Origin of the sequence: Paenibacillus sp. NPDC057886, from assembly GCF_042796655.1 — a bacterium.
Classification (GTDB): Bacteria; Bacillota; Bacilli; order Paenibacillales; family Paenibacillaceae; genus Paenibacillus.
In genome coordinates this window covers 515,107-540,165 of record NZ_JBHVMZ010000005.1, presented here as the reverse complement: position 1 = coordinate 540,165, position 25,059 = coordinate 515,107, and the positions used below count along the sequence as shown (strand labels likewise).

The window sequence follows — 25,059 nt, the reverse complement described above, 5'->3', positions numbered from 1 at the left end:
AGCATAACGCTAATGTAAGAGAATTGACCATCGCATCAGCGTTATTTTTTCAAAGTTAAAATACACAGAATTATTTACAATTGTCCCCATCTCACTTACATAAAGAAAAATCAATAATACTGTGTTTAGATACGGTTACTCTTTCTATCATCTCAAAATTGCCAAAGAGGAGAAATTGTTCTCAGATAAATCGCCAGCAACTAGCAAATTTTCTATGAGCAGTCGAACACCAACTTGATTAAACTAACCTGCCCGTTAGTTTAATGAATTAACGGGCAAATAACGATTAGATATATGCCTAATCGGCAATAGAAACATGTTCTTGTCCAATACGGTAATCGGTTCAAGTTCTTGTCCCTCAAAAATAAAAAATCAGCACACAGTACGATTTCAGCGTATGATTTCACCCCCTTGATCCAAAAGTAAGTTCACCATCCTCCTAATTTCTTTGCTACAGTGCTTATTAAAGAGCTTGTTTTAACCATTTCAAATGGGATTACTGTTCCAGTGGAAATACTTACGAGCGTTGAAGCTGGTCTCTTGATCATCATTCGGCCTTTAGCGTGTTATTCACTCAAAAGAGACCCACTACCCCCACTTTGATATTCATCTAATCGGTAATCGGACTATGTTCTTGTCCCTCGACAACATTAAAATCAGCTTGGCTTGTTTCATGTACACATGAAGTGCAGCCCCCAACAAGTTGGAGGCATTGTTGTACTTGCAACGTGTGATTCGAGTAGTTAGGAACTCTTCTTCGCTATCAAACGTTTCATTTTAAAGACCCTAACATTCAGGCTTGTTCCTTCACTATAAAAGCGAGGACGCAACAATACGTCATCGCTTCTCCTGCCTCTAGAAAGAAAAGATTATTTATTCGTTTGATCCATAGCAGCATTCAAGCGGATGGAAATATCAGTATTATCAAAGTGACCATCAAACATCTTAGCTGAAGCACCCATTGCATATACCGGAATTTTCTCAGCAGTATGTTCAACAGTTGTCCAAGCTAAACCTGCTTTCTTATTCAATATGCGTGTAGCAGTGATTGTTAGTGGTTCATATCCACCGTAACGAACTAATGTTTCTTGACTATCAGTACGATCTCCAGGGGCTTTCATTGTCTCTTTAAAGGCAGCTGCCATTTCATGATACTCACTTTCCGTTAGTAAATATAGATCCTTTTTCGAAGCAGCGGCGTCCTTATTTTGTTTTTCGGCAACCTTCTTCATTTCGCCCGAAAGGCCTGAAGTATCCACTTTGTTTTCATTTTCTTTTAAAGCTTCACGTTCTGCAAATGTCATGATTTCTTCTTTAACGGTTGGATCTAATTTAAGCCCAAAACTCTGTTTAATTAAAGGAGAAACGTCTTCTAATGTTAATTTAGGATTTTTTTCTTTAATTGCAGCCAGCCTATTATCAAATTCTACATATGATTCCTTTTGTGCATCTAATAAATCATAATACGTTTCATATCCAGTCTCTGTATTACCAATGGTGAAGCCACCTGTCGCGTGGTCAGCTGTTACAACGATTAAGGTTTCATCAGGATGCTCATTATAGAATTCAATCGCTTTATTAATCGAATCCTGGAATGCGTTTACCTCTGTTACGGTTGCTTTCGCATCGTTAGCATAATTCAGCCCAGTCAATTTTACCTGACTCAACCATCATGAAGAAACCATCTTCATTATCTTTCATCACGTCGATCCCTTTTTGAACGAAGTCTGCTAACGTTTGATCGCCTTGCTTGGTATCCATTGCATAAGGCATTGAGCCTTCATCCTGAAGACGTTCACTAATTGCATATACTTTGCCTGTTTTGGCACTAATATTATTAAATTTTTGCTTTGTATCGGCAATTGTATATCCATTCTCTTCCATGACAGCATATAAATCTTTTTGCTTTCCATCTGTACCGGTACGGTCTACTAGTGAACCACCTGCGAAGTAATCAAAGTCAGTTTTTGCCATTTGTAATCCAATATCATAATAGCTATTACGATTCTCAACGTTGGCATAGAAGCCCGCTGGTGTTGCATGATTTAATGTAACTGAAGTGATGATACCAACTTTCTTTCCTGAACGATGCGCTTTTTCAGCTACTGAATCCGTAGCCTTATCTAAATCACCGTTCATTCCGACAGTGTCAGTTTGTGTTTTCACCCCGGTAGCATATGCTGTGGCGGTCGAAGCAGAGTCTGGAATAAAAGAGTGACAATCAAATGGATTTTGTAAACCAACCACAGGAAACTCGGTAAAGTTCGTAAATTTGGGTTCAATTTTCCCTGTTTCCACTATACCTGCATATTGTTCAGCGGCCGTTACAGGTGTTACACCCATACCATCACCAATGAATTGGAAAACGTATTTAGCCTTGTTATCATTAACTTTTGAATAATCCTCATATAAGGGGCGACTTGTATCCGGCTGTTCAACCTCATATCCAGCGGCTGTTTGCTCAGCAGCTGACTTTTGACTGGCTAATTCTTTGGAAGTAGCACCACTAATTGATGAAGCGGAGCTAGACGAAGTTGCGTCATTTTGGCATGCAGTTAAACTTAATGTTGTGCCCAACGCCAATAAAACTGGAACGGATTTTTTAATAAAACTCATTCTTGGTGGCCTCCATACCTAATTTCTCTGTACTCAACGAATAACATTATAGATCTCAAGTTTTAAATACTTGTGGATATTATATTTCTTCCGAAAAACTTACTTTACTCCCTCGAGAAACGTACTGTTATCTTCTTTCAATTCACAAATCTAATACTAGGGGTGAATTGTTCTCCTACTATAAAATTAATATAAAATTAATATTAATTTAATGTAAATTGAGTAATTCCACAAAATACGTTCATCTCTCTCAGTAGAGCAACTCATTAACTAACTGAGGAGTTATTTCCCTCCAAGGAATTTTTTTAATTAGGGTACGTGGTGGAAACCTTGTAAACTTCCTGATATAGCTTCTTCTTCATTTTTTCGTATTGTGAGTCAGTCAACAACTCTGGGTAGCTCATGATATTTAACAGTAGTGTATCCTGATTTTCCCGGAGAGGAGGTTGAATGTGATTGTACTTATTCAATCGAAAACCGAGTCGTTCATAAAACACGACCCTTTTTTGTTTTATCTCCGTTTTAGGGGGCTCGATTTCTAAAACAATTGGTGAAGTAGATTGCCTAATAAATCGCTCCACCAAACTTTTTCCAATACCTCCACCTCGGAACGATGGTGCCACAGAAATATGCTCAATAAATCGAAATGTCTCGAATTCTCTGCTGGCGAGAAAGGCGATTACTTCATGGTTATCATTATGCTCAATTAATAAGTGGTAAGTCGGATCCTTTAATAACTCCTTTTGATCTGAATAGGTCCCGAATTCTGTAGTTGGAAATGATTCCTCCATTATTTTATAAATTTGATCAAATGTTTTTGTTGAAATCACATTGCTCACTCCCATTCTTATTGTTTGTATAACTACTTTAAACTCTGGTATGATACCAAGGTCAAACTTGATTATTCATATTACATTTATTTTTATTGAGGTGTTGAGGTCTTGAAGGAGTATTACAAAATAAGTGAAATATCGAAACTATATGGAATTAGTGTTGATTCGTTGCGCTATTATGAGGATTTAGGCGTCTTAGAACCACAACGCGAGAAAAATAATTATCGAATTTATAGCCTTAAGGACATTAGCAAATTGAATATAATAAGGGATCTTCGGTTACTTGATTTCTCCATGCAAAAAATCAAAGATTACCTTGATAACCACAGCCTTGATAAAACCTTGGAAATTTTGTATGAAGAACAAAGGCTTATACAGGATCGAATCCACAAGCTGCAACAAAGAGGGAACATGATTAATGAAAGGGTAAACGTTATATCAGCCAATTTGGAAATAAAAACTGGCGAATTCAACGTAGTAAAGTTTCCGGCTCGCCCGTGTCTTCAGCTTAATTTGCGAATATCCAGAGATGAAGAAATGGACTTTGCCATTAAAAAGCTTCATTCCAAGCACGAGAACAGGATCTTTGATTTTGCTAATCAAATCTATGCGTCTTCGGTGAAAGTTGATGAAATGATTGTAAATAAGCCAATAATATTTGACTCTGTGTTTTTTATTTTGGATCAAAATGAAAAAGAATATGATTTTATTCTTCCTGAAGGAGATTATCTGACTTTTTATTACCATGGAGGTTATCATCAAACTTCTCAAAAAATATTTGAAGTCATTCATTTTGCAAAGGACAACAACTTGCAGTTGCTAGGCAATCCTTTTGAAATTTACGAAACTGACAATCGAGAAACCACAATTGAAGATGAATATTTAACACAAATACAAGTACAAATCAGCAAGTAATTTTTTTAGTTGACAATGCTTGATGTTTGGGGGCGGTTCAGATCCGTTTCAACCTCACTGCTTCCAACCTGAAAAATATGGATACGATGACTTCTATTGTCCCCCCCTTCTGGTAGCCCTTCGTCCCGTTATTCCGTTCTCGCCCTTTGGTTCATATTCGATCATTTGCATGAAATGATTGTAAAAATAGCGATTTCTAACGGGAACGACTGCGCGGCGAGGAAGGGTACACCCTTTCGGTGCGGCGCATGATCGAGCCCGAGAGCGGCTTTGCCTTGCCCACAATCTGCTCAAAAAAGCCGAAATGACGGAAATACGCAAAAAGGACGAAGCAGGATAAACCTATGCTTCGTCCCTTTGAACGTATAGGCGTTATTTCTCTTCACCGATGTATTATGGGCTTTTGAGACAGCCCCTCTTAGATCCTCAATGTTTCACGCTCAGTTGTGTAAGAACATACCTATACTCTTTGCCTGTCTTCACTTTTTTTACAATAGCATCGACGCGGCTAACTATATTGTCATCCGAATTATCCGAGTCGTATAAATGTCCATAAACTCTATAATTGTTGCTCCCCATATCATAAAGTTCATCTAGTTACAGCAAGAAGAGTTATACCATATACTTGGAATATTTACTAAATGAACAATTTGCTAAATGTTATCCGTTCCTCAAATACTTATTGCATTTTGGGCTATAATCCACTCTATATTGATTAGATAAATGCCTAATCGACAATCGGTACAAGTTCTTGTCCTTTGCTTGGGACACGAACTTGTACCGATAAAACAAAAAAGCCGCTAAAATAGCAGCTTCAACGGGAATATGTTCTTGTCCCTCGACATTTTTTCAATGCATAATGATAATGAAAAAACCTCAGCTGGGTTAACCGAGCTGAGGTTAATAAATTAACTATTTTTGTTCTTTTCACTTTCTACTTAGCAGGGAGCACTTCATCTTTAGTTGCTACCACTGTTGGAGTCTTTTGATTCCGTTGACTTTCGCATCAGGTGCTTCGAATACCCCCTAATTGGGACTACTAGAGTCGCACCTAGCTTCTTCATAGTAAGGTCTCGCTTATTTAATAACTTCAACCTTTTTATCCCCTGCTGACTTCGCTACCTCTAACGTTGTTTTACCTTGGATAGCGACTATCACACCAGTAGCCAGCATAGAAACGATTAAAGCTGCGCTGAGGGTTTTGAAAATTTTCTTCTTGACCATAACCACACCTCCGATATCTATTATGTAATAAGCGGCTCAAGACTATGACGAGCCGAGGGTGATTACATGACTGTGAAAAGGAGATAATCCAACCTAAATTTACATGGTGTCCATCACCCAACACTATGTTCCGTTAATCAATATCGGTTATTACTTAGACTTCACTAATTAATTGCAATATTTCACTTTTTTTGTTGGGTAATCCACCTGGTGATTGTATTATAACGTACTGACAATGATTGTAAAAGGATTTTTTCCTTGTGTTCAAATTAAATAAAGTATTAGACTCGGAAAATAATCATGGTAAAGCACCCAAGCCGCACCTTGCTTCTGAACAGTTTGCAAAACAACCAACCAATCTCCAGCCTTTTTAACCTCAAAGCGTTAGATATCGATCCAATCCGCATCGTTCATTGTGCCGGCTACGAATCTGCCTGTGGTTTCCAAATGAACAGCCTGCTCCCAATTATCGTTCGGCTCTCGGTCAGTATTCGACTACTCGTTACCGTCATTACTGCTGTCTTCACCGAATGGCATTTCTTCCGGTGGAATACGAGATCGTAGGCAAAACGCCCTTCTCCATCTACACGGTAATTGGTGAAATGGGCTGTTAGGATCTTGTATCCATCCCACGGAAGATCCGTCAGCGACAGCAACAAGTCGTCGGCAACGCTGTTCATCGTCTGCCAGTCTTGCATCTCCCCTTCTGAATCGCCGCCGGTGTACGTCCCCCGAAGTTTGAACGTCCGGAAGATATGGGAATCTCGTTCTTGCGTGCTCACGTTGCTCAATTTTGCGACGGAGGCAATTTCTGCATAAATATCTCGCACCGGCTTCGGCTCCGGCATCTGCAAATAATCATCCGCTACGAGTGGTACCGTCAAACTGTCATAGCGGGCGAGCTGGTCATCAATGGCAAGCTCGTACAATTATTCAAGCCCGCATCGCTGCTCATGGACATGAGCTCGTCTTCATAAGGCCCTCGCATCGTTGAACCTAATGGCATCATGAATCGGTCAAGCGTCGGAAAGTCGATCCGGTACAGATGATCGTATAGTGCAAACGCATAATTGTAAAAATTCCACGCTCCGTGTTGCGCAATTTGATAGTATAGCACACTTTAAAAAATTACATCGGTTATTAGCTACAACAGAGTGTGTAACCTTGATGACCAGCTGCTTGGCTTCAAACGATCAGATTGTTTAACTAAGTATTCTTCAAGAGATTCAGAGTTACCCTTGAAATATCTACATCCCCGAGGTCTGTAATCAGCATCTTCAGTTGTAAAGCATAAGCTCGCAATGTATTCGGGCTAAATCCTTGAATTCGTTTGTCTGCCTCATAATGATGCCAAAGTTCACTTATAATCATAGTAAAACCTCCTATTAGATCAATTAATTCTAGTTTGCTTCTAATAAGAGATTTTAGACTGGGGCATTCAACTAGAGTTTCCAGCTAGTTCAATAAAATGAGCAGCTAGCATCCGCCGAGCATAGAAAGACCGCCATTGAAGGCGGTCTAAAAAATTTATCATTTCTGCCCGACAATAAGTCCCGGGGACATTAAGATTGCATCTGTTTACAAACAGTATTCCAATCATAGAGAGGAGACCTGAGATGATTCGCTGTAAGCCTTGATTTTATACATCAAAAGGAATTAATTCTGTTAGGTCACAGCCACTCACCCTAATTAAAGCGTCTCAACCAATTTCTGAATTTTTGAGTGGGAGATTAAATATACAGGACCCATTATTTCTATTTTGCCTTCCTTTACACGTATAGCGCTCTCCTGTTCTGCCGCGTAAACGTCAATCTCTTCAGACAAGGGGAACAGGTAGCCTTGAACAAACGTGGCGTAGTCGCGTTGAGAATGAGATTCATAGGCAAAATGATCAAAGCCAATACCATCATAAATAGTACTTGTTTCAACTTCATCAGTGTTATTCAAGCTTAACCATTTTGCAGCCATGTTTAACGCACCGGCGCTGGCACCCATTATAACGGCATTGCTGTTCTTAATAACATCCGATAATTCATATTCCGCCAAAAAATCGTTCTGCAAAACAGGATATCCACCGCATAAAAAAATGACAGAAGCGTTTTGAATTAATCGCCGGGCATCTTCCTTCTGCATGCGGTAATCAATGAAATGATATTCATCAAAAATAATATTAGCCTGATTCAACCATGTCCATTCAGAAACATCGTCAAAGTTAATTTGCTCACCTGTATAACCGGACGGATCAGCGCTAATCATAACAAGCGATTTTCTGTCTTGTATATCCTCATGCAAACAATGGACCAGCTTCTCTGGAAAAAAATTATTAAACCAACTGAAATAGTAGTGAGTACTCAAACTTAATTACCTCCATATGTATTATTTACATTCATCCATTCTTAACGATAAAACATACTATACACGCTAGAAAGAGAATGGTTCTTCAGCCATTTCGTTTACACACCCTTCTACACTTTTCATAATTCCAACGCTATATTACCATAACATGGAATTGAAGTATGAGAAATATGTTTCAACGTTAACCTGCCCGTTAGCTTAATGAAACAGATAAATATTCTAATCGACATTGGTACCATCTTCTTAACCTTTTCAGCAATGGCACTAAGTTCTTGCCTTAGGTCAGAAAAACCTAATTCCTGATACAAAAAAATCGTTATTCAAGCGAAGTCTTATATTAATGTGCTTTTATCTCGCCACAGGAGTTCCATCATGACGCTATTCAGATAATTACCTAATCCGAGATGACACAATGTTCTTGTCCTTTTCGGCAATGGGACCATGTTCTTGTCCCTCGACAGAGGATCATTGTACATTGGCTGGTTGAGCGGCAAACTGATTGGAGTTCTTACTGTTTTTTCTATAATCTGAAACGACGAAGCCATCAAAGTTCTCAGGGGCCATTTCCAGCAAAACAACCATCACCATTTTTACCGCTATGACTCTGGAGGGTTAACCACCAGGGAATGAAGAAGAACCGATCACTTCTTCATGGCCGGCTCTTCTCATTAAAATCTTATAAATATCGCAAAATTATGTCTCTTGTGCAATATGTGTGTTATCCGGCGCTTTTTGGTTCATGATCGGAACCATGACCAGTGCGCCAAGAAGAAATAATAATCCTGCACCACCATAGATCGTACCCAGCGAAAAGGCACCCTTTAACGCGCCAGCGAAAGACATGGAAACGACCATCATGCCAACGAACATCGGATTCAGAACCCCATTCACCCGGCCGACAATCGAAGCCTCTGACCATTTCAGAATCATTGTGCTGATCCCAATATGAATGCAAGGGAAAACAAGTCCATTCAGAAATTGAACGGTCAGGGTGAGCGAAACGCTTGTCGAATACCCTACAATGGCTGTGCAGACTGCGCCTGCGATCATACCTATCGCAAGAAGAATCTGCGGCGGAACCCGCTTGGCGAAGACGGCTACGATTCCGCCACCAATCAGCATAGCCGCACCATTCACCATTAGCAGATATTGCAGGAACTCCTCGCTTCTGCCCAGCCGCTCCGTTACGATAAACAGGTTGAGCGCTTGGGCTACGCCAACAGCCAGTCCCGCGAGAATAAACGCAAGTCCGAGCATCCGCAGTACTTGGCTTTGCCAAACATAGCGGAAGCCTTCAATGAATTCTTTACGGAACTGCCCTTTTACAGCGACGGTTTGAGATTGCATATGATCTTCTGGCAGACGAATAAGAACGAGTGCAGAGAGCAGAAAAACCAAACCCATGACAGCGATCGATATTTCAAGGCCAAACGTGCTGTAAACGAAGGTTCCGAGCATAGGACCAAGCACCATGAAGATGGCCATCAGCGATTGGAATAGAGCCATCCCTTGCTGGAGCTGTTCTTCCGGCACATGATACTTAAACAAACGCATGCTTGAAGGTTGAGAGAACTGCGAAAGAATAGCCGAGATGAATGCGACAAGGTAAACGGAGTGCCAAGAACCGTAATGTATGGTCAGAAGTACTACGAATACCGATACCGCGGATAATAAATCGCACCAGATCATCGTTCGCTTCGGCCGCCAGCGGTCGGCAAATGTACCTCCGATGAACGAAAAAACAAAAATTGGTGCGAATTCGGCTACGCTGATTAGCGAAATAGCGTATGGATCATTGTTTGTTCTCTCCGCAACGTACAGGAGAATAGCGAAATTACGTACCCAAATGCCAACCTGCAGGAGCACGCTTGATAATAAAATCGTCTGCAGGAACCGATTGCGAAACAGGCTTGGTGCATTCATGGTTTTTTCGTGCCTATTCAATCTTTTCAACCTCCAATTTGTTCAAAAAGATGCCCATTTTGAGTAAGATATGACTCTCCTTTCAATTTCTAATTATACGGACTTCATCATCGTTCACCTCATACTAAAGACTGAATTTTCTGAGTGCGTCTCCCAAAGGTCCTGTGAGAGCAGAATGCCGAGGATCCAGAACATGCCGGTGACTGTGATGACTTTGCCAGGCCGTTCTGGCGCGACGCGCTCGTAATAATGGCCAGTGAAGTCGGCAGATCTGCTCCCAACGCCAGCCAGCGATGATCAGCCCGACGAGCAGCATCTCCAGATTGCTGGCGAAGCTGATAATCAGACTACCAATCGCCACCAACAGAATATCGATGTTGAACACTCGTATGCGGCCAAGCGCGCTGACTCACTTCTGTTTCCGGAGCAAGAATTTTGAAAAGGTGGAAGCAACCCGGATACAGGTGAAATTCGACATCCACACCTGCTTGCGCAAGTCGTGCCACATACTCCATCGTCTCGTCTCGGAATAGATTGAGCTGACCTACACAAGTATAGGCTGGTGGCAATCCTGCCAAGTTCTCGTTTGTATTTCCAAATGGATCCACTTCCTTTACCCTCTAAACAATTAATCTAATATTCGAACTAACCTGCCCGTTAGTTGAACAAAAGCAGCCGATCACATTGGTCAGCTGCTTTCTTTGTTTTGTAAAGCTACCGTTTCTCGTTAGTTGAACGTAAAGTTGCATACCTTATTCTCATAAATCTCTCCGGAATTTCAAGTCCATTTAGTAAATAATAGCCTATTATGTACTTAAATGATTCTCCCGTATGGTCATATAAGGCAGCGCGCAACACGTTATTACCAAACCGCCCCAGCAGCTCGTTCATTAAGTCCACACTGCCGTTTTTATCACTTTGTTTACGGAACTGAGGAACTATCTCTTATCGAGTCATTTGTTCCATAAGAAATGTGAAATCTGTCCTGCACTATGCTGCCTATTGAGGTTTTTACTACATTGCTTATTATTTAGATATCCATCTAATCGGAAATCGGACTACGTTCTTGTCCATTCCGGCAATCGGTAACAAGTTCTTGTTTTCTATAGGCTCCCACCCATTCCCCTGCTCAATTGCCTACATACAATAAACTAGACTAATGAACAGGAGTGATGTATATGACATTTTTACCTCCTTTCGGACCTGGCGGAGGGTTTGGCGGACCCGGGGGTCCCGGAGGACCCGGTGGAATGCCTGGTCCTCCATCGTTCCCTGGGGGTGGAGGTGGCGGACCACAAGGCATGCAAGCACCTACCGGGCCGCCACCATCATTCATTCCACAGCAACCCGCTTCGTTATTTGCGGTAGATCCAAGAGCCATATCCGGCTGTCTGTTTCGCTACACATATATTTGGCCGAATCGTGGTCCCGGCTTCTGGATGTTCCCGGTATTTGTCGGCAGAAATTCGGTGGCTGGCTTCCGCTGGAATGGCTTCTTCTGGCTGTACAGCGGCATTGATCTGCAGCGAATCAGCTCGTTTAGCTGTTTCTAGAATTAATCACTCTGTATGCGGATCAATCTGCATACAGAGTGATTTACATTTATTTTATAAGGATAAATATCCGTTAGCTACTCAACCATTAAGGTGTCTTCATTATATATTGCGATGATACAGAGAGGCTGCTCCAATCAGCCCTGCTTTATTGCCCCTTTTAGAGCCCCCCCTTTTACGATATTCATCTAATCGGCAATCGGGACAAGAACTTGTACCGATAACATAAAAAAGCCGCTATAATAGCGACTTCAAATGGGAATATGTTCTTGTCCCGCGACATTGATTTAGTCCATCGGGTTTTAACGGGCTTACGCCTATCAAGGTGTTATTAATCTAACCTGTATAAATTAATTCATTATAATACGGGTCCCATTCTCCTGTTACAAACCTAGCATTGACTGCTTTTTCTAAACTAACAGGTGACCAAGACTCCAATTCGAGGACATTTTCAATCTCTGAATCACTGGGGTCTTCATTCACAATATCACCTTTATGATCCACCAACATATATCCATCTTCAGTTTCCACTTTGTACAACGGAAATGTCATGCTTGGGATTGGCCCATTTCCAATCACATTCCAGATGCCATCTTCAATCCTAGAATTAACTGTCTGTATTATGAAAATGATTGGTTTCGAAGTGATTTCACTGACCTTTGGGTGTTGCATTGATACCACATCATATACAATCATACAATCTGATATCCTTCCTTCAGAAACAACTTGTCCATAACAATAACGATCCTGATTAAGCCATATTGCGAAGACATCTCCTATCTTCACCTTTACTCTTTTTTTCCCTGCCATTATAAGTCCCCCCCTTCACTATTTCTTTTTAGGTGGACTAATACCGTATTCGTTCCACCTTTTCTCACTAATCTGATTTCGTTTATTTTGTAATGTTCCACCATTTTTTTGAAAACCACCATATTGGTTGATTTTTTCCGTTCAAGCACATTCAAATCTTTCCCAGGCTTGGCCCGTCCCACTTCCTTAAATTTATATTCAGCAAGAGGATTACTTCTGTCATGTTCTTTCTGTCTTGCTTTGTATCTGGCATCACTTTTTGCCTGTCCAATATACTGTCCGCTATTCTTATCAGTGCGTTTATATACTACACCTTTTTTTTACTCGCCTTTGTAGCAGCGGCTTTGAATACTTTTTTAGCAACTACTTTTACAACGAAGACGATAACAAATATTATAAATGGATTATTTCCATCGTCATCCACAAATGTAATAGGATTATTTAGTCCGTAGCTGTACCCATTTCGATTCAGCGGGTTATCCAGATCCAGATCCAAATCTTGTTCGGAATCCAGAGAAATAAAGGAACCTAGTTGCGGATTGTAGTTTCTGGACATCAGATAGTACAAGCCAGTCTCTGCATTGTATCTGTAGCTAGCATAACGGTATGGGTTTTCATCCGCAAGCGAGCCACTTTGATTTACAATATTCCCCCATGCGTCATATTCATACTGCGCTACTTCGTTACCAGATTGATCCGTTAAACTGACAACATCCCCATGACCATTCAAATGGTAATAATAGATTTGCCCGTCTTTAACCATTGCTACCGGACACTGTGCTCGCTAGGTCGTTCTTTGGCTTTATGTATAAGCTTATTATTCGATAATGAATACACCAGGTCATCCTTAATTGGGAGAAAGCTGCTTTTTTGTTTGTCTTAAACTATTAAAAATTTAACAATATGTCACGAAAAATACATTTCCTTTTTGTGACATTATATGGTACATTATGTATGTTCTCTTATTAACATATATAAGGTGAATAGTAAATAGAAAGGAGAATACTATAATTTTACATATTCCAAATCAAATAAAAAGGAGCCTTTAAAATGTTGAAAAAGTTGATTGCTGTTTCTTTGATTGCTGCAATGGCACTTCCGGTAACTGGGGCGTTTGCTTCAAGTAATCCTACAGATAGAGTTAGGCCTGATATCCAAAATGGTATAGATTCACGTATTACAGTCGCACCAGGTGCAGATGAAGTTACCATTATGAGTGTAACATGGGCAACCAAAGTAGCTGCCAATATAAGAGCAACTGCATCACCAACTGGAACACTTGTCAAAAGTGTACCCGCAAACTATCAATTACACAGTCAACGTGGTGAATATACTGTTGTCAACGGAGTAACATGGGTCTATGTCTGGAACGATAATAATACTGTATCTGGTTATATACTGCTCTCAGCTCTAACTGAGACTGGTTAAGAACCATCTGGAAACTTAAATTTGGATTTTATCAAGGTAAGGAAGAAAGAAACACTTGATATATTTCATCATAATAAGAGGAGATCTTAAAATGTTAAAAAAATTGATTGCTGTTTCTTTAGTTGCTGCAATGGCACTTCCGGTAACTGGAGCATTTGCTTCAAGTAATCCTACAGACAGATTTAATCCGAATACCCAAAATGGTATAGATTCACGTATCACCATTTCTCCTGATAAGGATCAGTTATCTGCAAAGAGTATAGCAAAATGGACAGTCAATACTGCGGCCAACATAAGAGCAACCCCATCGCCAACCGGAGCGCATGTCCTCACTGTATACCCCGGCTTTAAATTACACAGTGAAAGTGGTGATTACACCGTTGTGAACGGTGTAACATGGGTCTTTGTCTGGAACGACAATGGTATTGAAGCGGGCTATATACTGCTCTCAGCTCTGACTGCTTCTAATTAATTTGAAAAAGAGAATTGATAAGAATCCGTTATAAAAAAAGGAGAATCTAACATGTTGAAAAAATTGATTGCTGTTTCTTTAGTTGCTGCAATGGCACTTCCGGTAACTGGGGCGTTTGCTTCAAGCAATCCTACAGATAGAGTTAAACCGAATATCCAAAATGGTATAGATTCACGTATTACAGTCGCACCAAGTGCAGATGAAGTTACTATTATGAGTACAACTTGGTTAGTCACTAAAGATGCCAACATTAGAAAAACCCCATCACCAACTGGAGCAGTTGTCATAAGTGTATATGCTGGTCAAGGAGTAGAATTAACAAGTGGTCATGATTATGTAGTTGTGAACGGAGTAACATGGGTTCCTGTTACAAGTAAAGATGGATATTCATATTCGGGCTATATACTGCTTTCAGCTCTAACTGAGATTGGCTAAGAATCAACCGATCAAGTACCTGAAAGTTAAGAACCTTTATAAAGATTAAAGGGGTAATACAAAAGGCATCTTTTAAAAATAAGATCCTATCGCAATGTAATTTGAGCGATTGGATCTTATTTTTTTTGCTGATAGTGTGATCATGCTTCTCTTGTTTTTGGGTAAGGTCCGGAATGTTAGGTTGAGATGATCCTTCAACTGAGAAAGAAGACGAGCAAGGCTGACAAATCAACCTCTCTTTATAGAGAAAAAGTTGGTCTGGCGAACCACAAAATATACACAACCGTCCCTGATATTTTCGTAATACAATCGTTCCTCTTGTGTTGTCTATGAAAAATTCTATTGGGTCCTTCTCTTCTATCTCCATTGTAGATCTTAGTTCTTTAGGTAAAACAATTCGCCCTAAACTGTCTAACTTTCTGACGATACCGGTGCTTTTCATTAGTATCCACCCTTTTGCTATTTTTACATATTATACCATAATATGAGAAGGAATAGTATTTAAATTATCCACCAAACACAATGTGTAGCTAGAAATGAGCTTGTAAATTATAGATATTTGCTGAAAAACAATATCTATTGCAGGATAATTATGAATAAATGTAGAATTATGTCATAATCAAGCGTTGTAGTTAGATTTAATTTGCTACATATCTGTGCGAATTGGGAGGTGAACGATCAGTAACCGCTTTAGCTTGATAACCAATTACTTCTGCTCCAGTTATGCATATCAGTAATAGATGCAGTCAGAGACAGGAACTTTAAGGACGTATATTCTAGCAGTGATGTATCCTTCCTCCTTAGAGAACCTTAACAATAAAATGGATGTAGAATAGTGCATAAAACTTATTGATCTAGTCGGTTAAATGTTTCAGCTTATATTAAACTGAGGTGTAAAATGAGAAAATCCATTTTTTTGATTTTATTTAGTGTCTTTTTTTTGTGTGCATTTCCTCTACAAGGAAATGCAGCAGCTCAAACCAAGATAATTTTAGATGGCAAAGAACTTGTATTATCTTCAGATGTTGAAGTCGCAAATGTAAACAATAATGTGATGATCCCTATTCGTGTAGTTGCGGAAAACTTAAAGTTTAAAGTGGATTGGAACCAAAAGGCTCAGAATGTAAAGATTGAACAAGATTCTAAGACGATACTACTCGCAGTAGGAAATAAAGAAGCAATGGTTCAGAATGAGAAAGTCCTCCTGAGTATGGCACCACAAATCATTAAAAATACAGTTGTTGTCCCTATTCGATTTGTAAGTGAAGAAATGGGTCTTAAAGTCACTTGGAATAATAAAGACAAAGTTGTGGGTCTGACGAGTAACAATCAAAATAATTCGGGGCCCCTCCCTCCATCTTCTGGTACGGGAAATGAATCTATAAATTATGTTAATGAAATTAACTTTGCAAACAATCAGCTGATAGTATCTTTAGATGGTGGGGTTACTCCAACTATCTCAAGACTTAAAAATCCTGAACGTATTGTTGTTGATTTTCCTAATACTACATTCGCTGATATTTCTCAGTCTCTTCAACCGGGTTCTATGGGAAAGTTGGATGTGAACGGACTAGCGAATATAACAGAGGTTAGATACTCCCTTTTCAAGAATGATCCAGCACAAGTTAGAATTGTGATTGAATTGAATAATGCAAATGATGTCCAAGTCAATCAACAGTTCATTGCAGATAAACTGTTTGTTTCTTTAGATATAACTGAGGAATCAGTTGGGGGCACTTTACCTGCTATACCTGTGGGTGGGGATTCAGGAAAAAAAGTTGTTGTAATTGATCCAGGGCACGGTGGAACTGATCCAGGTACTATAAGTATTACAAATAAGCATGAAAAAGACTTTAACTTAGCATTAGCCTTAAAAGTCCAAGCATTACTATTAAATGAGCCGGAAATCGAAGTTGTCATGACACGTGAGACAGATATTTACCCTACTCGTACTGAGCGGGTGAAACTAGCAAACAAAATTAGTGCAGATGTTTTTGTGTCTATACATGGTAACAGTGTGCTTTCATCACCTCAGGCTAGTGGCACAGAAACGTATTACTATCAACGTAGCAGTAGCAAAGAATTGGCTGATATCATTCATAAAAATTTGATCAAAGCTATTGGTTTTAAGGATCGTGGTGTAAAGGATAAGAGTTTACAAGTCATTAGAGAAACTACAATGCCAGCTGTATTGCTCGAAATAGGATTTTTAAGCAATAGTTCAGAGGAAAAAGCAATGATGTCGGAAACTGTGCAACAGAAAGCAGCCATGGCTATTGTTGATGGCATTAAAGAGTATTTAGGTCAAAAGTGATGAGGAGTGCTTCTATGAAAAAAGGTGTGTACATTACGCTGTTATTTTGTCTAGTAGCAATTATAGGAGCGGGATGTGGCGATAAGCCGATTACAGACTCTGAAAAAATAACTACAAATACAAAAGGTAATGTTAAATCTTCGACTAACGCTTCGGGAAAGCCATTGGAGAGTACCGAAGAATCGGAAGAAATCCAAGTCTTCTTCGTCGATACTCAAGTGTCAAAACTAGAACATAGTAAAGCAGAAATCAGTTATACAGATAGCAGTGATAAGTATAGGAAAGTGTTTGAAGCGTTACAAATAGATAATAATCCTGAACTCATCTCATTATGGAGTAAGGTCGAATTGTTTTCGATGAAGTTAAATGAAGGGGCTCTTATAGTAGACGTGCATATTCCCGATGAGGCAAAATTAGGTTCGGGAGGAGAGCTTCTCGCCTTAGAAGCTTTAAAGGAAACAATGTTCCAATTCGAAGAAGTAAAGAGCATTGAGCTTCTCATAGATGGTGAGGCTTTGGAAAGTTTTATGGGCCATTCGGAACTTGAACATCCAATTCTCAGAGATAGCGAGTAATATATATTTTTATAATGAAACTGAAATGAAGAAACCTTACTACGTTTTATAGCCCAGCAAGATCCGTACCTTTCGGGAAAAACTCTCGAAGTAGCCCGTTCGCATTCTCAATGGAACCCCGTTGCCAGGATGAATACGGATCAGCAAAATAAACGTCTAGGCCATGGGTTGCTTCCACATTCGCATAGCAAGCAAACTCCTTCCCGCGGTCAGCTGTGGCGGTAAGAAATGTCCCTTGGGGGTACTGTGAGATGGCTACACCAAGGGCTATTTCCATCGACAAGGCCGTCCGAATCGGCATGAGAATGGCGGTATACAGGCGGGTCTTCCGTTCAACGAGCGTGGCTACGCATCCTTTACTTTTGCCACAACTGGATACGATCGTGTCCAGCTCCCAGTACCCAAACGTTTCACGAGAACGAACTTCCTTCGGACGATTAGAAATGGACTTTCCAATGATAGATCTACCGCGAGTTTCAGCGGGGTTCTGACGTTTTCCTTTGTGCCGGAGGACATGTAGCGCGCCTCGAACCAACCTTCCCGTGTATATCCAGCGATAGATGGTTTTGAAGGAGACCACAGGCAGGCCATCGATGCGGAAACGTGCGGTAATCTGTTCTGGAGACCAGGTGGCCTGGAGTTTTTCCACCAGTGAGGCAGCTAAAATCGCGGACCATTTGCCAATGGATACAGAAGCCTTACGACGCTCCTGATATGCATTCTGGGCTTGTTCTCGGGTGAAGCTGTGCGCTCTAATTCACGGCAAATCGTCGAAGGATGTCTACCGAGTTCCTTTGCGATCGCTCGTGAGCTTTTGCCCTGCTGATGGAGGATTTCTAGCTTGCTACGTTCGATTATGCTAAGATGTGTGTAGCTCATGGTGGATTCTCCTTGTGTGAATGGTTGTTGTGGTGACTTCATTCTACACGAATCCGGCCATGGGCCCTTTTTTATTTATTTCCAGTAGGTGTCGCACTTCATATTACAATCCGTCAAACAAAAAAGCCGCTAAAATAGCGACTTTAAATGGGACTATGTTCTTGTCTCTCGACAGATATTCTATTCATCAGTGTCTTTTTTATTTTGATACTTTTCCACCAACATCATGTTTCATCGTTGAACTCAGAGTAATTCACTTTAGCCCTATTCGCTGTAACTGACTTGACTTTCTTGTAATCATTTCAATCAGAGAGTTGTAGTTTAAAGCAACTTAATCAGCTCTTCTAGCTCATCAACCAATACTTTTGCAAGTTCAAAATTAGTATCTTTTAAAGCCAATTCTATTTTCATTTCAACAGACTTTTTCTTTTGTTCCGTTTCTAGATAGTCTTCATTAAAATGACTTGTATAAATCATCTGTCTAAATTCTAGTATACTCATTTTACTAATCGTCTTGTCCTCAATAATTAAAACATAATCCATACCATTAACAACAGAATAGAAATCATGAGAAATCATGAGAATCGCACCTTTGTAGTCCTCAATAGCTTTCTCCAATGCGATTTGTGTATAGATATCTAAATGGCTTGTCGGTTCATCAAGAAGCAATACGTTTGCTTGACTGGCAGAAACTTTAGCCAATTGAAGCATGTTTTTTTCTCCACCAGATAAAGACTTTATCTTTTGATCAAGAATTTCTCCTTCAAAGCCATAGTTTGAAATAAATGATCTAATCTCATCATAAGTTTCAAACCCAGCCTCGATGAATTCATCTAATATTGTATTGGAATCCTGTAGCATCTCGCCTTGAACCTGAGATAAATAAGCCACGTTAACAACATCAGCATTTATTTCAATGGAATCCTGATTGTTTTTAAAGATTTCTCGGAGTAAAGTCGTTTTCCCGGTACCGTTTGGACCGATCAGGGCTACTTTATCTGTCGATTTGATCTCGAAGTTCACATTTTCCAAAAGCAACTCGTCAAAGGAAACGCTATAATTATTGACGTTAACCACAACGGTGTCTTCCATTTCCTTATCGATACAAAAACTGATATTCGGCTGCTTGATATCGACGAATGGCTCTTTTATTCGACGTGCTTCCAATCTCTCTTGAAACTTGACTCTGGCTTTTAACGCTCTGCCTCTGGAGGCTTCCGAATTATAGGTGGCGATCTCTCTAAGATTGTCGATGATGTGATCGTATCTCTCAATTTCTTCAGCTTCAGCAACCGCGATTTCTTGCAGCTCGATCTTAGTCTGAAGCAGCGAGAAGTTATAATCGATATATCGCCCGTCAAACTCTTGGATCTCCGTGTTTTCAAGGTGTATAATTTTGTTGAAACAATGATTCAATAGATATCGGTTGTGCGTAACAACTAGCAGCATTCCCTTGTGGGAATTAATAAGTTTTTTAAGTGCATTTAGGTTTTCAAAGTCTAAAAATACATCTGGTTCGTCCATAATCATTAAGTCTGGACGATTAAGCATTTCCTTCATTACTTGAATAAGTTTGAATTCCCCGCCGCTTAATTCGGATATATTAAGATCTTTTAGCTTCATGAGGTTGGCCAGGTTTAGCTGCTTATTAATGGTGTTTTCGAAATTATCCCCATCCATCGCCTCGAAGGCATCCAAAGCCAATTGATACTTTTCCAGTAGCGAATCCATATCCGACGTGGTGGCCATCTCCGCATAAATGGCTGTGATTTCATTTTGTATCTTAATAAATTCTTCTCCTATATATTCAAAAACGGTTGTTTCTTTCGTGTTGTCTACTTGTGAGAACTGACTTACATACCCAATTGTGCAAGTTGGGTCTATCTCTAATTTGCCATCGAACAAATATCTTTCGGGATCCATTAGTATATCTATCAGTGTACTTTTTCCACTGCCACTTGTTCCTATAAAAGCGCAATGTTGTGCCTCTTCAAACGTAAATGAAATGTTATTATATAGTTCTTTTTGAGGAAATGAGAAGGATAAATTATCAACTTTTATCATAGTGTTACCTTTCTTTACAACTAAAATGGTGACTATTATTAAATGTATTGTCGAACATAGACTTTTAGAGTAACACTGTTTACCACCAAGTTCAATCCATTTGTAGCCCTTACCCTCACTTCGAAATTCTAATACTTTCTCTAGAATGGTGGCTTGTTGGACGATTTTCAGAATCAACCATTGCTTAAGATAATGAAGATCCATCAAAAATGACGTTTACAGAGGATGACTGGACCAAAGAAGACAGGGAAGACTTGTTCGACCACAATGTGGTCTCAAAAACGATGAAAAAAAAGCAGCCTGGACGTTTATCCAATCCCATCAAAAAATTCGTCCTATTTATGATACGGTTCCCCGCGACTACCCTGCCCGTTATTTAACGGAAGTAAATCGATTAGATACATGCCTAATCGGTAATTGGACTATGTTCTTGTCCCTCGACAACCGGGCGCCTCCAATTTCCTTAGTAGACTCCTCCGATGTGATGATCGGCTTCAGCCCAATATCTTTCATTGCACTCACAATTAGGACAGCAGTGTATGTGCTCACGTAGCTAACGAAGCAACTTCACTTACACTAAAAATACTCTAGCTACCATTCAAATTTGATTCCCCTAATTGATCGTTTATTGACTAACTGTTCTGTTAAAGTTGCCCTGCAGTGATCACGGAATGAAACTATAAAAATTCCATTCCGCCATGATCAGAACAAATCCAATAAACAGCACTCCTCCAACGGTATGCCACATTTTTATAAATTGCGGGCGTTTAACAATGGAAACCCCTAACAACGCTGTGCCAAGCAAGGTCAGAGCCCAATTTATAGAGATCCCAAAGTTCATGTGGCCCACCGTCACGTTTTCATTGATCACTGCATTTACCAGCTGATATATGACATTGGCTACCAAAAATGTCCCGCACAAGATAACAGATGACATGATGTGGCTGGTTGCTGATGAAGCGCCCTTTTTACTACGATGAAGCCACCGAATAAGTAAAACGATTGGAGCCACCAGAAAGAATATAATAGCTAAGAAAGTCCATACCAAATAGATGATTAAGGCAGGAAGCGAACGGGTTCCTTTAATCGGTAATATATCCGTGGCGATCCCTTTGCTCAATCGTTTTACACCTTCGTCAGAAATCTCTGCGTACAGAATTGGTGCCAATCTTTCAAATCTTGGACTGTCGGATTTGGCAAATTGGTATACATTCGGACTTATTTGTTTGAGTTCTCCCGTCATGCCCATCACGCTCAGTACAAGGTCATGCTCACCTTTCGGCTGCACTTTAATCAAACCCAAGTAGTTAATAACCTCATGGTACGTAGAATAAGTACCACCCGACTGTACATAATATCCGGCCAGTTCGCCGGATGGAGACAATTTGGCAGGGGGAACAGGGTTTTCAGCTTCTTTCGCTTGGTTTTGAATCAGTAGATTAATGATACCAGAGGTTAGCTCCTGTTCAATTTCCATATTCGTCAAGACGACGATACCAAGCTGCTCCTCGGGAGCGATCGCAACGTTGCCGGAGAATCCCTTAACATTCCCACTGTGTCCAACAACGTGAGGCTTTACCCGATATTCCCAAAAGCCATGCGCATTCGACAGGATCTCTTCGTTCGGGGTATAACTTCGGGAGAGCATCTTCCGTGCGGTGTCCGGTCGGTTGAACAGTGAACTATCGGGTGTATACAGTGCCATGGCGAACCGAGCTAGATCCTCCGCCGTACCTTCCATGGCTCCCGCAGGATACAGAGGAACATAATAATGTGCTCTTGCTTCGAATCCTCCTTCCTGCTTGCTCGCATAACCTGTTGCTTTTTCCTTCAGCAGATCCCGGTGATCTGCTAAGGTAGGATGACCAGAACTACGATTCATTCCAAGAGGCCTAAGTATATGGTTCATCTCGTATTCGGAAAAAGATTCCCCGCTTACCTTCTCCACCGCTAGGGCGGCCAGTGCCGTGGCAAAGTTAGAATAGGCTATTACTGTGCCGGGATCATAGATTTGTTCCGGCTGGTTAGACAGTATCGTCTCTTCCAGCGAGGTCAAACTATCTAGTGACCGCGTAAATGTACTTAACGGATGCTGCTCATAGCCAGCGGTGTGACTCATTATATCCAGTATAGTTATCGGCTTGTCATAACGCAGTTTCTCCGCGACCTCTTTGGGAAGATATGCCCGGATGTCTTGATCTAGCCTCATCTTGCCCGCTTCCACCATCTGCATTACAGAAGTCCAGACAAACGCTTTATTCATGGAGCCGTAGGCAAATACGGTAGAAGCAGGATCGACAGCAGACTTACGCTCAATATTGGCATAGCCATAGCCTTTAGAGAAAACAATCTTGTCGCCCTTCGTGACCACAACCGCAGCGCCGGGAGTCGACTTTCCAATGTGGGAAATGACGTAGTTATCAATCTCCTGCCCCAGCCGGTTATAGGGAATTCCAGAAGGGGTTTCTCCTGTTTCTATTTGATCTGTGGCATAGACCGGAACCGAGAACTGAGAAAGAAGACATACACTAATACAGAACAAAAAAAACGGCCTACATATTTTAAAATTCATCTTGTTGTTCTCCTTTCTACTTAGTGACTCAACCATTTTATAATCCTGAAGTCAGAATTCTGCTGAAGCAATCCCAGATTACTGCACTTTCCTTACGCAGCAAAGGTTGTTGTGATCGATAGTTAACAATTCCCTCTTCGTTTCTTGTTACATCAGGTCCATAGATTCCTGCCCCGACTATAAATTTCACGGCGTCAACCGCCCAAGGTGCTGGTTTATCAGCTATTTCTGCCGAGATTATAGGTAAGTTCACGCTCGATGAGAGCCTCCAGAGAATTGTAGCTGCCTCTTGGCGGCTGATTTTACGATCCGGATAAAACATTTCAGTTGAAGTGCCAACCAATATTCCAATGTCTGCGAGTGTTTGAATTGAAGATGCGTACTTGTGTCCTTCGACATCTTTAAAGATTACCGGCTTATCTGAGGGTCTTAAATTAGCAAACTGAATCAATTGGGATGCAAATTCACCTCTCGTAATAGCTTCATCAGGATAATAGTGGGTAGGACGTTTTTCATTGTGCTGTGGCATAAACAATTTAGTTGAGCGATAAATAGCTTCAGCATATTCGTCGTTAGCTACGTCAAAATATTGAGGGAGATCAGGTATTTTTCCGAACCAAGAGTCTGGTAAAATGTAATCCAGATAGGTGATTTTACCATCTGTGTCTTTCTTAAAGGCGGCTTGGTTTCCTCCTTCATCAACGAACAATTGATCTCCAACTGGTTTTAACGTATGTGTTCCATTTGGACCTGAAATCGAAAGTTCCCCTTTCTGTTTCACGATGTCAAAGAACAAGTAAGGTTGGCGAAGATATCGATAGGTTCCTGTATACTGATCCAACTCATTTGAATTGAGCGGCCATTCCTTTGCTTTCTGTTTTTCTCGGGGGTAATAGTGATCCATAAATGCAGCAAACAATTCTTCCCCTATGTCCTGGCTCGCATCACTATTGGTTATGACGAATCCACCAATCTTTTGGTCTGGAATCAACCACATCCATGAATGATAGCCGGGTAAATCTCCCCCCTTTCCAATAACCATTTGGCCATGATATGCGTGCCTGTAAAATTTTTCGAATCCCAGAGCCATTGTAGGCACCTGCTCTTGAACTTTGACTTGCGTGCGATGCATTTCTTCTGTTGTCGTTTTGGAGAGTATTTGAGAGCTGCCGTAACTTCCTTCATTCAAATGGGCCAACATGAAATGAGCGATGTCCCCACTTGTGCCAAACATCCCTCCGTCTGGCATGATAACCGGGTCATTTGGATACTGATCCTTGGGTTGGCCATTTGTTCCGTAACCCGTAGCCAGCTGTTTTTTGACTTCTTCATTCATGAGGAAATCACTGTTCTTCATATCCAAAGGTTTAAAAATATGCTTTTGTATGTATTCTTCAAATGAATAGCCAACCATACGTTGAATAATGTATCCCTGAAGATTAAAAGCAAAATTATCATACCGGTAACTCTCACCTGGTGTTCGTATAACAGTTGGCAGATTATCTTTAATAAATTCCTCTAAGGATTGTTCATTATTTACATTGTTAGATGAAATATAATCCGTAAAATCAAACCCTGATGTATGCGTCAATAAACGCCTCATGGTGACAGGTGTTCCCGTGTGGTTCGTAATAGTCATCCCACCAAGATATTTTTCAATGTCCTCGTCCAGATTGATCTTCCCCTGCTCTACAAGCTGCATTACAGCAGTGGCAGTCATTACTTTGGATATGGAAGCCATCCGGAAAATCGTCTGCTCAGGGTCCACTAAAGTTTTGGTTTCCAAGTCGGAATAGCCATACCCTTTGTTTAACAATACTTTGTTATCTGCAACGATTGTAAAAGCTGCACCTACTAGCTTATTTTTGATTTCCGGCCGATTAAAGAAATCATCTGCAAATTGCTCAACTTCGACCGGAGAGATCGGCCCTGTATGGGGAGCTGTCTGTTCTAATCTGGCCTTACTCTCACTCAATAGAACCGAATTTCCAGATGCTGTTTGGCCACCTATTAAAGAAGAAAATAAAGCACCAACTATCATTAAAGTAAAATCCCTTTGAAGCTCTTTTCTTTTCATTAAAAGACCTCATT

At 40.5% G+C, this 25,059-nt stretch carries 21 protein-coding genes and 2 pseudogenes; 7 read left to right on the top strand and 16 right to left on the bottom strand.

What is annotated here, in order from left to right; all coding sequences use genetic code 11:
* Window positions 1-869: 869 nt before the first annotated feature.
* The 3 genes from ACFVQB_RS19675 to ACFVQB_RS19665 form a co-directional block, all read right to left on the bottom strand.
* Window positions 870-1,652, bottom strand: coding sequence for an alkaline phosphatase (locus ACFVQB_RS19675; RefSeq protein ID WP_379442508.1), 783 nt, complete (start codon window positions 1,650-1,652; stop codon window positions 870-872).
* Window positions 1,630-2,616, bottom strand: a complete 987-nt coding sequence (locus ACFVQB_RS19670) for an alkaline phosphatase (protein ID WP_379442504.1) — start codon at window positions 2,614-2,616, stop codon at window positions 1,630-1,632. Before ACFVQB_RS19670 ends, ACFVQB_RS19675 begins: the two co-directional genes overlap by 23 nt.
* A gap of 305 nt (window positions 2,617-2,921) precedes the next feature.
* Window positions 2,922-3,446 (bottom strand): GNAT family N-acetyltransferase, encoded by a 525-nt coding sequence (locus ACFVQB_RS19665; RefSeq protein WP_379442500.1) that lies wholly within the window; start codon window positions 3,444-3,446, stop codon window positions 2,922-2,924.
* Between the two features lie 111 nt (window positions 3,447-3,557).
* Between ACFVQB_RS19665 and ACFVQB_RS19660 the strand changes: the two genes are divergently transcribed.
* The gene (locus ACFVQB_RS19660) at window positions 3,558-4,364 is read left to right on the top strand and encodes a MerR family transcriptional regulator (RefSeq protein ID WP_379442496.1); all 807 of its coding nucleotides are present in this window, start codon (window positions 3,558-3,560) and stop codon (window positions 4,362-4,364) included.
* Window positions 4,365-5,441: 1,077 nt separating this feature from the next.
* On the opposite strand, the gene ACFVQB_RS19655 is transcribed toward ACFVQB_RS19660, so the two are convergent.
* The 6 genes and pseudogenes from ACFVQB_RS19655 to ACFVQB_RS19630 all read right to left on the bottom strand — a co-directional run.
* Complete coding sequence (locus tag ACFVQB_RS19655) at window positions 5,442-5,588, bottom strand: hypothetical protein (RefSeq protein ID WP_379442492.1); 147 nt, start codon at window positions 5,586-5,588, stop codon at window positions 5,442-5,444.
* Between the two features lie 422 nt (window positions 5,589-6,010).
* Window positions 6,011-6,517, bottom strand: a complete 507-nt coding sequence (locus ACFVQB_RS19650; protein WP_379442488.1) for a hypothetical protein — start codon at window positions 6,515-6,517, stop codon at window positions 6,011-6,013.
* A gap of 277 nt (window positions 6,518-6,794) precedes the next feature.
* Window positions 6,795-6,959 carry a hypothetical protein gene (locus ACFVQB_RS19645; RefSeq protein WP_379442484.1) on the bottom strand — a complete coding sequence of 55 codons (165 nt, stop codon included), beginning with the start codon at window positions 6,957-6,959 and terminating at the stop codon, window positions 6,795-6,797.
* A 318-nt stretch (window positions 6,960-7,277) separates the two neighbouring features.
* Window positions 7,278-7,943: a Type 1 glutamine amidotransferase-like domain-containing protein gene (locus ACFVQB_RS19640; protein WP_379442480.1), complete on the bottom strand. Its 666-nt coding sequence runs from the start codon at window positions 7,941-7,943 to the stop codon at window positions 7,278-7,280.
* 693 nt (window positions 7,944-8,636) lie between these two features.
* On the bottom strand, window positions 8,637-9,887 hold the full coding sequence (locus tag ACFVQB_RS19635) for an MFS transporter (protein WP_379442476.1): 1,251 nt from the start codon (window positions 9,885-9,887) through the stop codon (window positions 8,637-8,639).
* Window positions 9,888-10,213: 326 nt separating this feature from the next.
* A pseudogene (locus ACFVQB_RS19630) lies at window positions 10,214-10,453 on the bottom strand (alpha/beta hydrolase fold domain-containing protein); the annotation flags it as partial.
* Window positions 10,454-11,044: 591 nt separating this feature from the next.
* Here ACFVQB_RS19630 and ACFVQB_RS19625 point away from each other — a divergent pair.
* Complete coding sequence (locus tag ACFVQB_RS19625; RefSeq protein WP_379442473.1) at window positions 11,045-11,419, top strand: collagen-like protein; 375 nt, start codon at window positions 11,045-11,047, stop codon at window positions 11,417-11,419.
* 336 nt (window positions 11,420-11,755) lie between these two features.
* Here ACFVQB_RS19625 and ACFVQB_RS19620 read toward each other — a convergent pair whose 3' ends face one another.
* Both ACFVQB_RS19620 and ACFVQB_RS19615 read right to left on the bottom strand, forming a co-directional pair.
* Complete coding sequence (locus ACFVQB_RS19620) at window positions 11,756-12,229, bottom strand: Imm26 family immunity protein (protein WP_379442471.1); 474 nt, start codon at window positions 12,227-12,229, stop codon at window positions 11,756-11,758.
* Between the two features lie 307 nt (window positions 12,230-12,536).
* A complete protein-coding gene (locus tag ACFVQB_RS19615; protein ID WP_379442468.1) occupies window positions 12,537-12,992 on the bottom strand; it encodes an RHS repeat-associated core domain-containing protein in 456 nt (151 codons plus the stop codon).
* 287 nt (window positions 12,993-13,279) lie between these two features.
* Here ACFVQB_RS19615 and ACFVQB_RS19610 point away from each other — a divergent pair, with 287 nt between their 5' ends.
* The 3 genes from ACFVQB_RS19610 (at window position 13,280) to ACFVQB_RS19600 (ending at window position 14,564) form a co-directional block, all read left to right on the top strand.
* Entirely contained in the window at window positions 13,280-13,657 is a 378-nt protein-coding gene (locus tag ACFVQB_RS19610) for a hypothetical protein (protein ID WP_379442466.1), read from the top strand.
* A 91-nt stretch (window positions 13,658-13,748) separates the two neighbouring features.
* Window positions 13,749-14,129, top strand: a complete 381-nt coding sequence (locus ACFVQB_RS19605; protein ID WP_379442464.1) for a hypothetical protein — start codon at window positions 13,749-13,751, stop codon at window positions 14,127-14,129.
* Between the two features lie 51 nt (window positions 14,130-14,180).
* Window positions 14,181-14,564 carry a hypothetical protein gene (locus tag ACFVQB_RS19600; RefSeq protein ID WP_379442462.1) on the top strand — a complete coding sequence of 128 codons (384 nt, stop codon included), beginning with the start codon at window positions 14,181-14,183 and terminating at the stop codon, window positions 14,562-14,564.
* On the opposite strand, the gene ACFVQB_RS19595 is transcribed toward ACFVQB_RS19600, so the two are convergent.
* The gene (locus ACFVQB_RS19595; RefSeq protein WP_379442460.1) at window positions 14,497-15,006 is read right to left on the bottom strand and encodes an AbrB/MazE/SpoVT family DNA-binding domain-containing protein; all 510 of its coding nucleotides are present in this window, start codon (window positions 15,004-15,006) and stop codon (window positions 14,497-14,499) included. The genes ACFVQB_RS19600 and ACFVQB_RS19595 overlap by 68 nt on opposite strands.
* Window positions 15,007-15,462: 456 nt before the next feature.
* Between ACFVQB_RS19595 and ACFVQB_RS19590 the strand changes: the two genes are divergently transcribed.
* Window positions 15,463-16,878, top strand: coding sequence for an N-acetylmuramoyl-L-alanine amidase family protein (locus ACFVQB_RS19590; protein ID WP_379442458.1), 1,416 nt, complete (start codon window positions 15,463-15,465; stop codon window positions 16,876-16,878).
* 14 nt (window positions 16,879-16,892) lie between these two features.
* Complete coding sequence (locus ACFVQB_RS19585; RefSeq protein ID WP_379442456.1) at window positions 16,893-17,453, top strand: GerMN domain-containing protein; 561 nt, start codon at window positions 16,893-16,895, stop codon at window positions 17,451-17,453.
* A 55-nt stretch (window positions 17,454-17,508) separates the two neighbouring features.
* On the opposite strand, the pseudogene ACFVQB_RS19580 reads toward ACFVQB_RS19585, so the two are convergent.
* The 4 genes and pseudogenes from ACFVQB_RS19580 to ACFVQB_RS19565 all read right to left on the bottom strand — a co-directional run.
* Window positions 17,509-18,332 (bottom strand): annotated as a pseudogene (locus tag ACFVQB_RS19580) (IS30 family transposase); the annotation flags it as partial.
* Window positions 18,333-18,653: 321 nt separating this feature from the next.
* Window positions 18,654-20,396, bottom strand: a complete 1,743-nt coding sequence (locus tag ACFVQB_RS19575) for an ABC-F family ATP-binding cassette domain-containing protein (RefSeq protein WP_379442454.1) — start codon at window positions 20,394-20,396, stop codon at window positions 18,654-18,656.
* Window positions 20,397-21,060: 664 nt separating this feature from the next.
* Window positions 21,061-22,968: a serine hydrolase domain-containing protein gene (locus ACFVQB_RS19570; RefSeq protein ID WP_379442452.1), complete on the bottom strand. Its 1,908-nt coding sequence runs from the start codon at window positions 22,966-22,968 to the stop codon at window positions 21,061-21,063.
* Between the two features lie 37 nt (window positions 22,969-23,005).
* Window positions 23,006-25,045, bottom strand: a complete 2,040-nt coding sequence (locus ACFVQB_RS19565) for a serine hydrolase domain-containing protein (protein WP_379442449.1) — start codon at window positions 25,043-25,045, stop codon at window positions 23,006-23,008.
* Between the last annotated feature and the right edge of the window lie 14 nt (window positions 25,046-25,059).

Excerpts from the sequence above, each read along its gene's own strand:
- ACFVQB_RS19590 (WP_379442458.1), top strand. The coding sequence starts at position 15,463 with ATGAGAAAATCCATTTTTTTGATTTTATTTAGTGTCTTTTTTTTGTGT.
- ACFVQB_RS19625 (WP_379442473.1), top strand. The coding sequence starts at position 11,045 with ATGACATTTTTACCTCCTTTCGGACCTGGCGGAGGGTTTGGCGGACCC.
- ACFVQB_RS19615 (WP_379442468.1), bottom strand. The coding sequence starts at position 12,992 with ATGGTTAAAGACGGGCAAATCTATTATTACCATTTGAATGGTCATGGG.
- ACFVQB_RS19600 (WP_379442462.1), top strand. The coding sequence starts at position 14,181 with ATGTTGAAAAAATTGATTGCTGTTTCTTTAGTTGCTGCAATGGCACTT.
- ACFVQB_RS19620 (WP_379442471.1), bottom strand. The coding sequence starts at position 12,229 with ATGGCAGGGAAAAAAAGAGTAAAGGTGAAGATAGGAGATGTCTTCGCA.
- ACFVQB_RS19645 (WP_379442484.1), bottom strand. The coding sequence starts at position 6,959 with ATGATTATAAGTGAACTTTGGCATCATTATGAGGCAGACAAACGAATT.
- ACFVQB_RS19595 (WP_379442460.1), bottom strand. The coding sequence starts at position 15,006 with ATGAAAAGCACCGGTATCGTCAGAAAGTTAGACAGTTTAGGGCGAATT.
- ACFVQB_RS19575 (WP_379442454.1), bottom strand. The coding sequence starts at position 20,396 with ATGATAAAAGTTGATAATTTATCCTTCTCATTTCCTCAAAAAGAACTA.
- ACFVQB_RS19585 (WP_379442456.1), top strand. The coding sequence starts at position 16,893 with ATGAAAAAAGGTGTGTACATTACGCTGTTATTTTGTCTAGTAGCAATT.
- ACFVQB_RS19610 (WP_379442466.1), top strand. The coding sequence starts at position 13,280 with ATGTTGAAAAAGTTGATTGCTGTTTCTTTGATTGCTGCAATGGCACTT.
- ACFVQB_RS19655 (WP_379442492.1), bottom strand. The coding sequence starts at position 5,588 with ATGGTCAAGAAGAAAATTTTCAAAACCCTCAGCGCAGCTTTAATCGTT.
- ACFVQB_RS19670 (WP_379442504.1), bottom strand. The coding sequence starts at position 2,616 with ATGAGTTTTATTAAAAAATCCGTTCCAGTTTTATTGGCGTTGGGCACA.
- ACFVQB_RS19570 (WP_379442452.1), bottom strand. The coding sequence starts at position 22,968 with ATGAATTTTAAAATATGTAGGCCGTTTTTTTTGTTCTGTATTAGTGTA.
- ACFVQB_RS19605 (WP_379442464.1), top strand. The coding sequence starts at position 13,749 with ATGTTAAAAAAATTGATTGCTGTTTCTTTAGTTGCTGCAATGGCACTT.
- ACFVQB_RS19565 (WP_379442449.1), bottom strand. The coding sequence starts at position 25,045 with ATGAAAAGAAAAGAGCTTCAAAGGGATTTTACTTTAATGATAGTTGGT.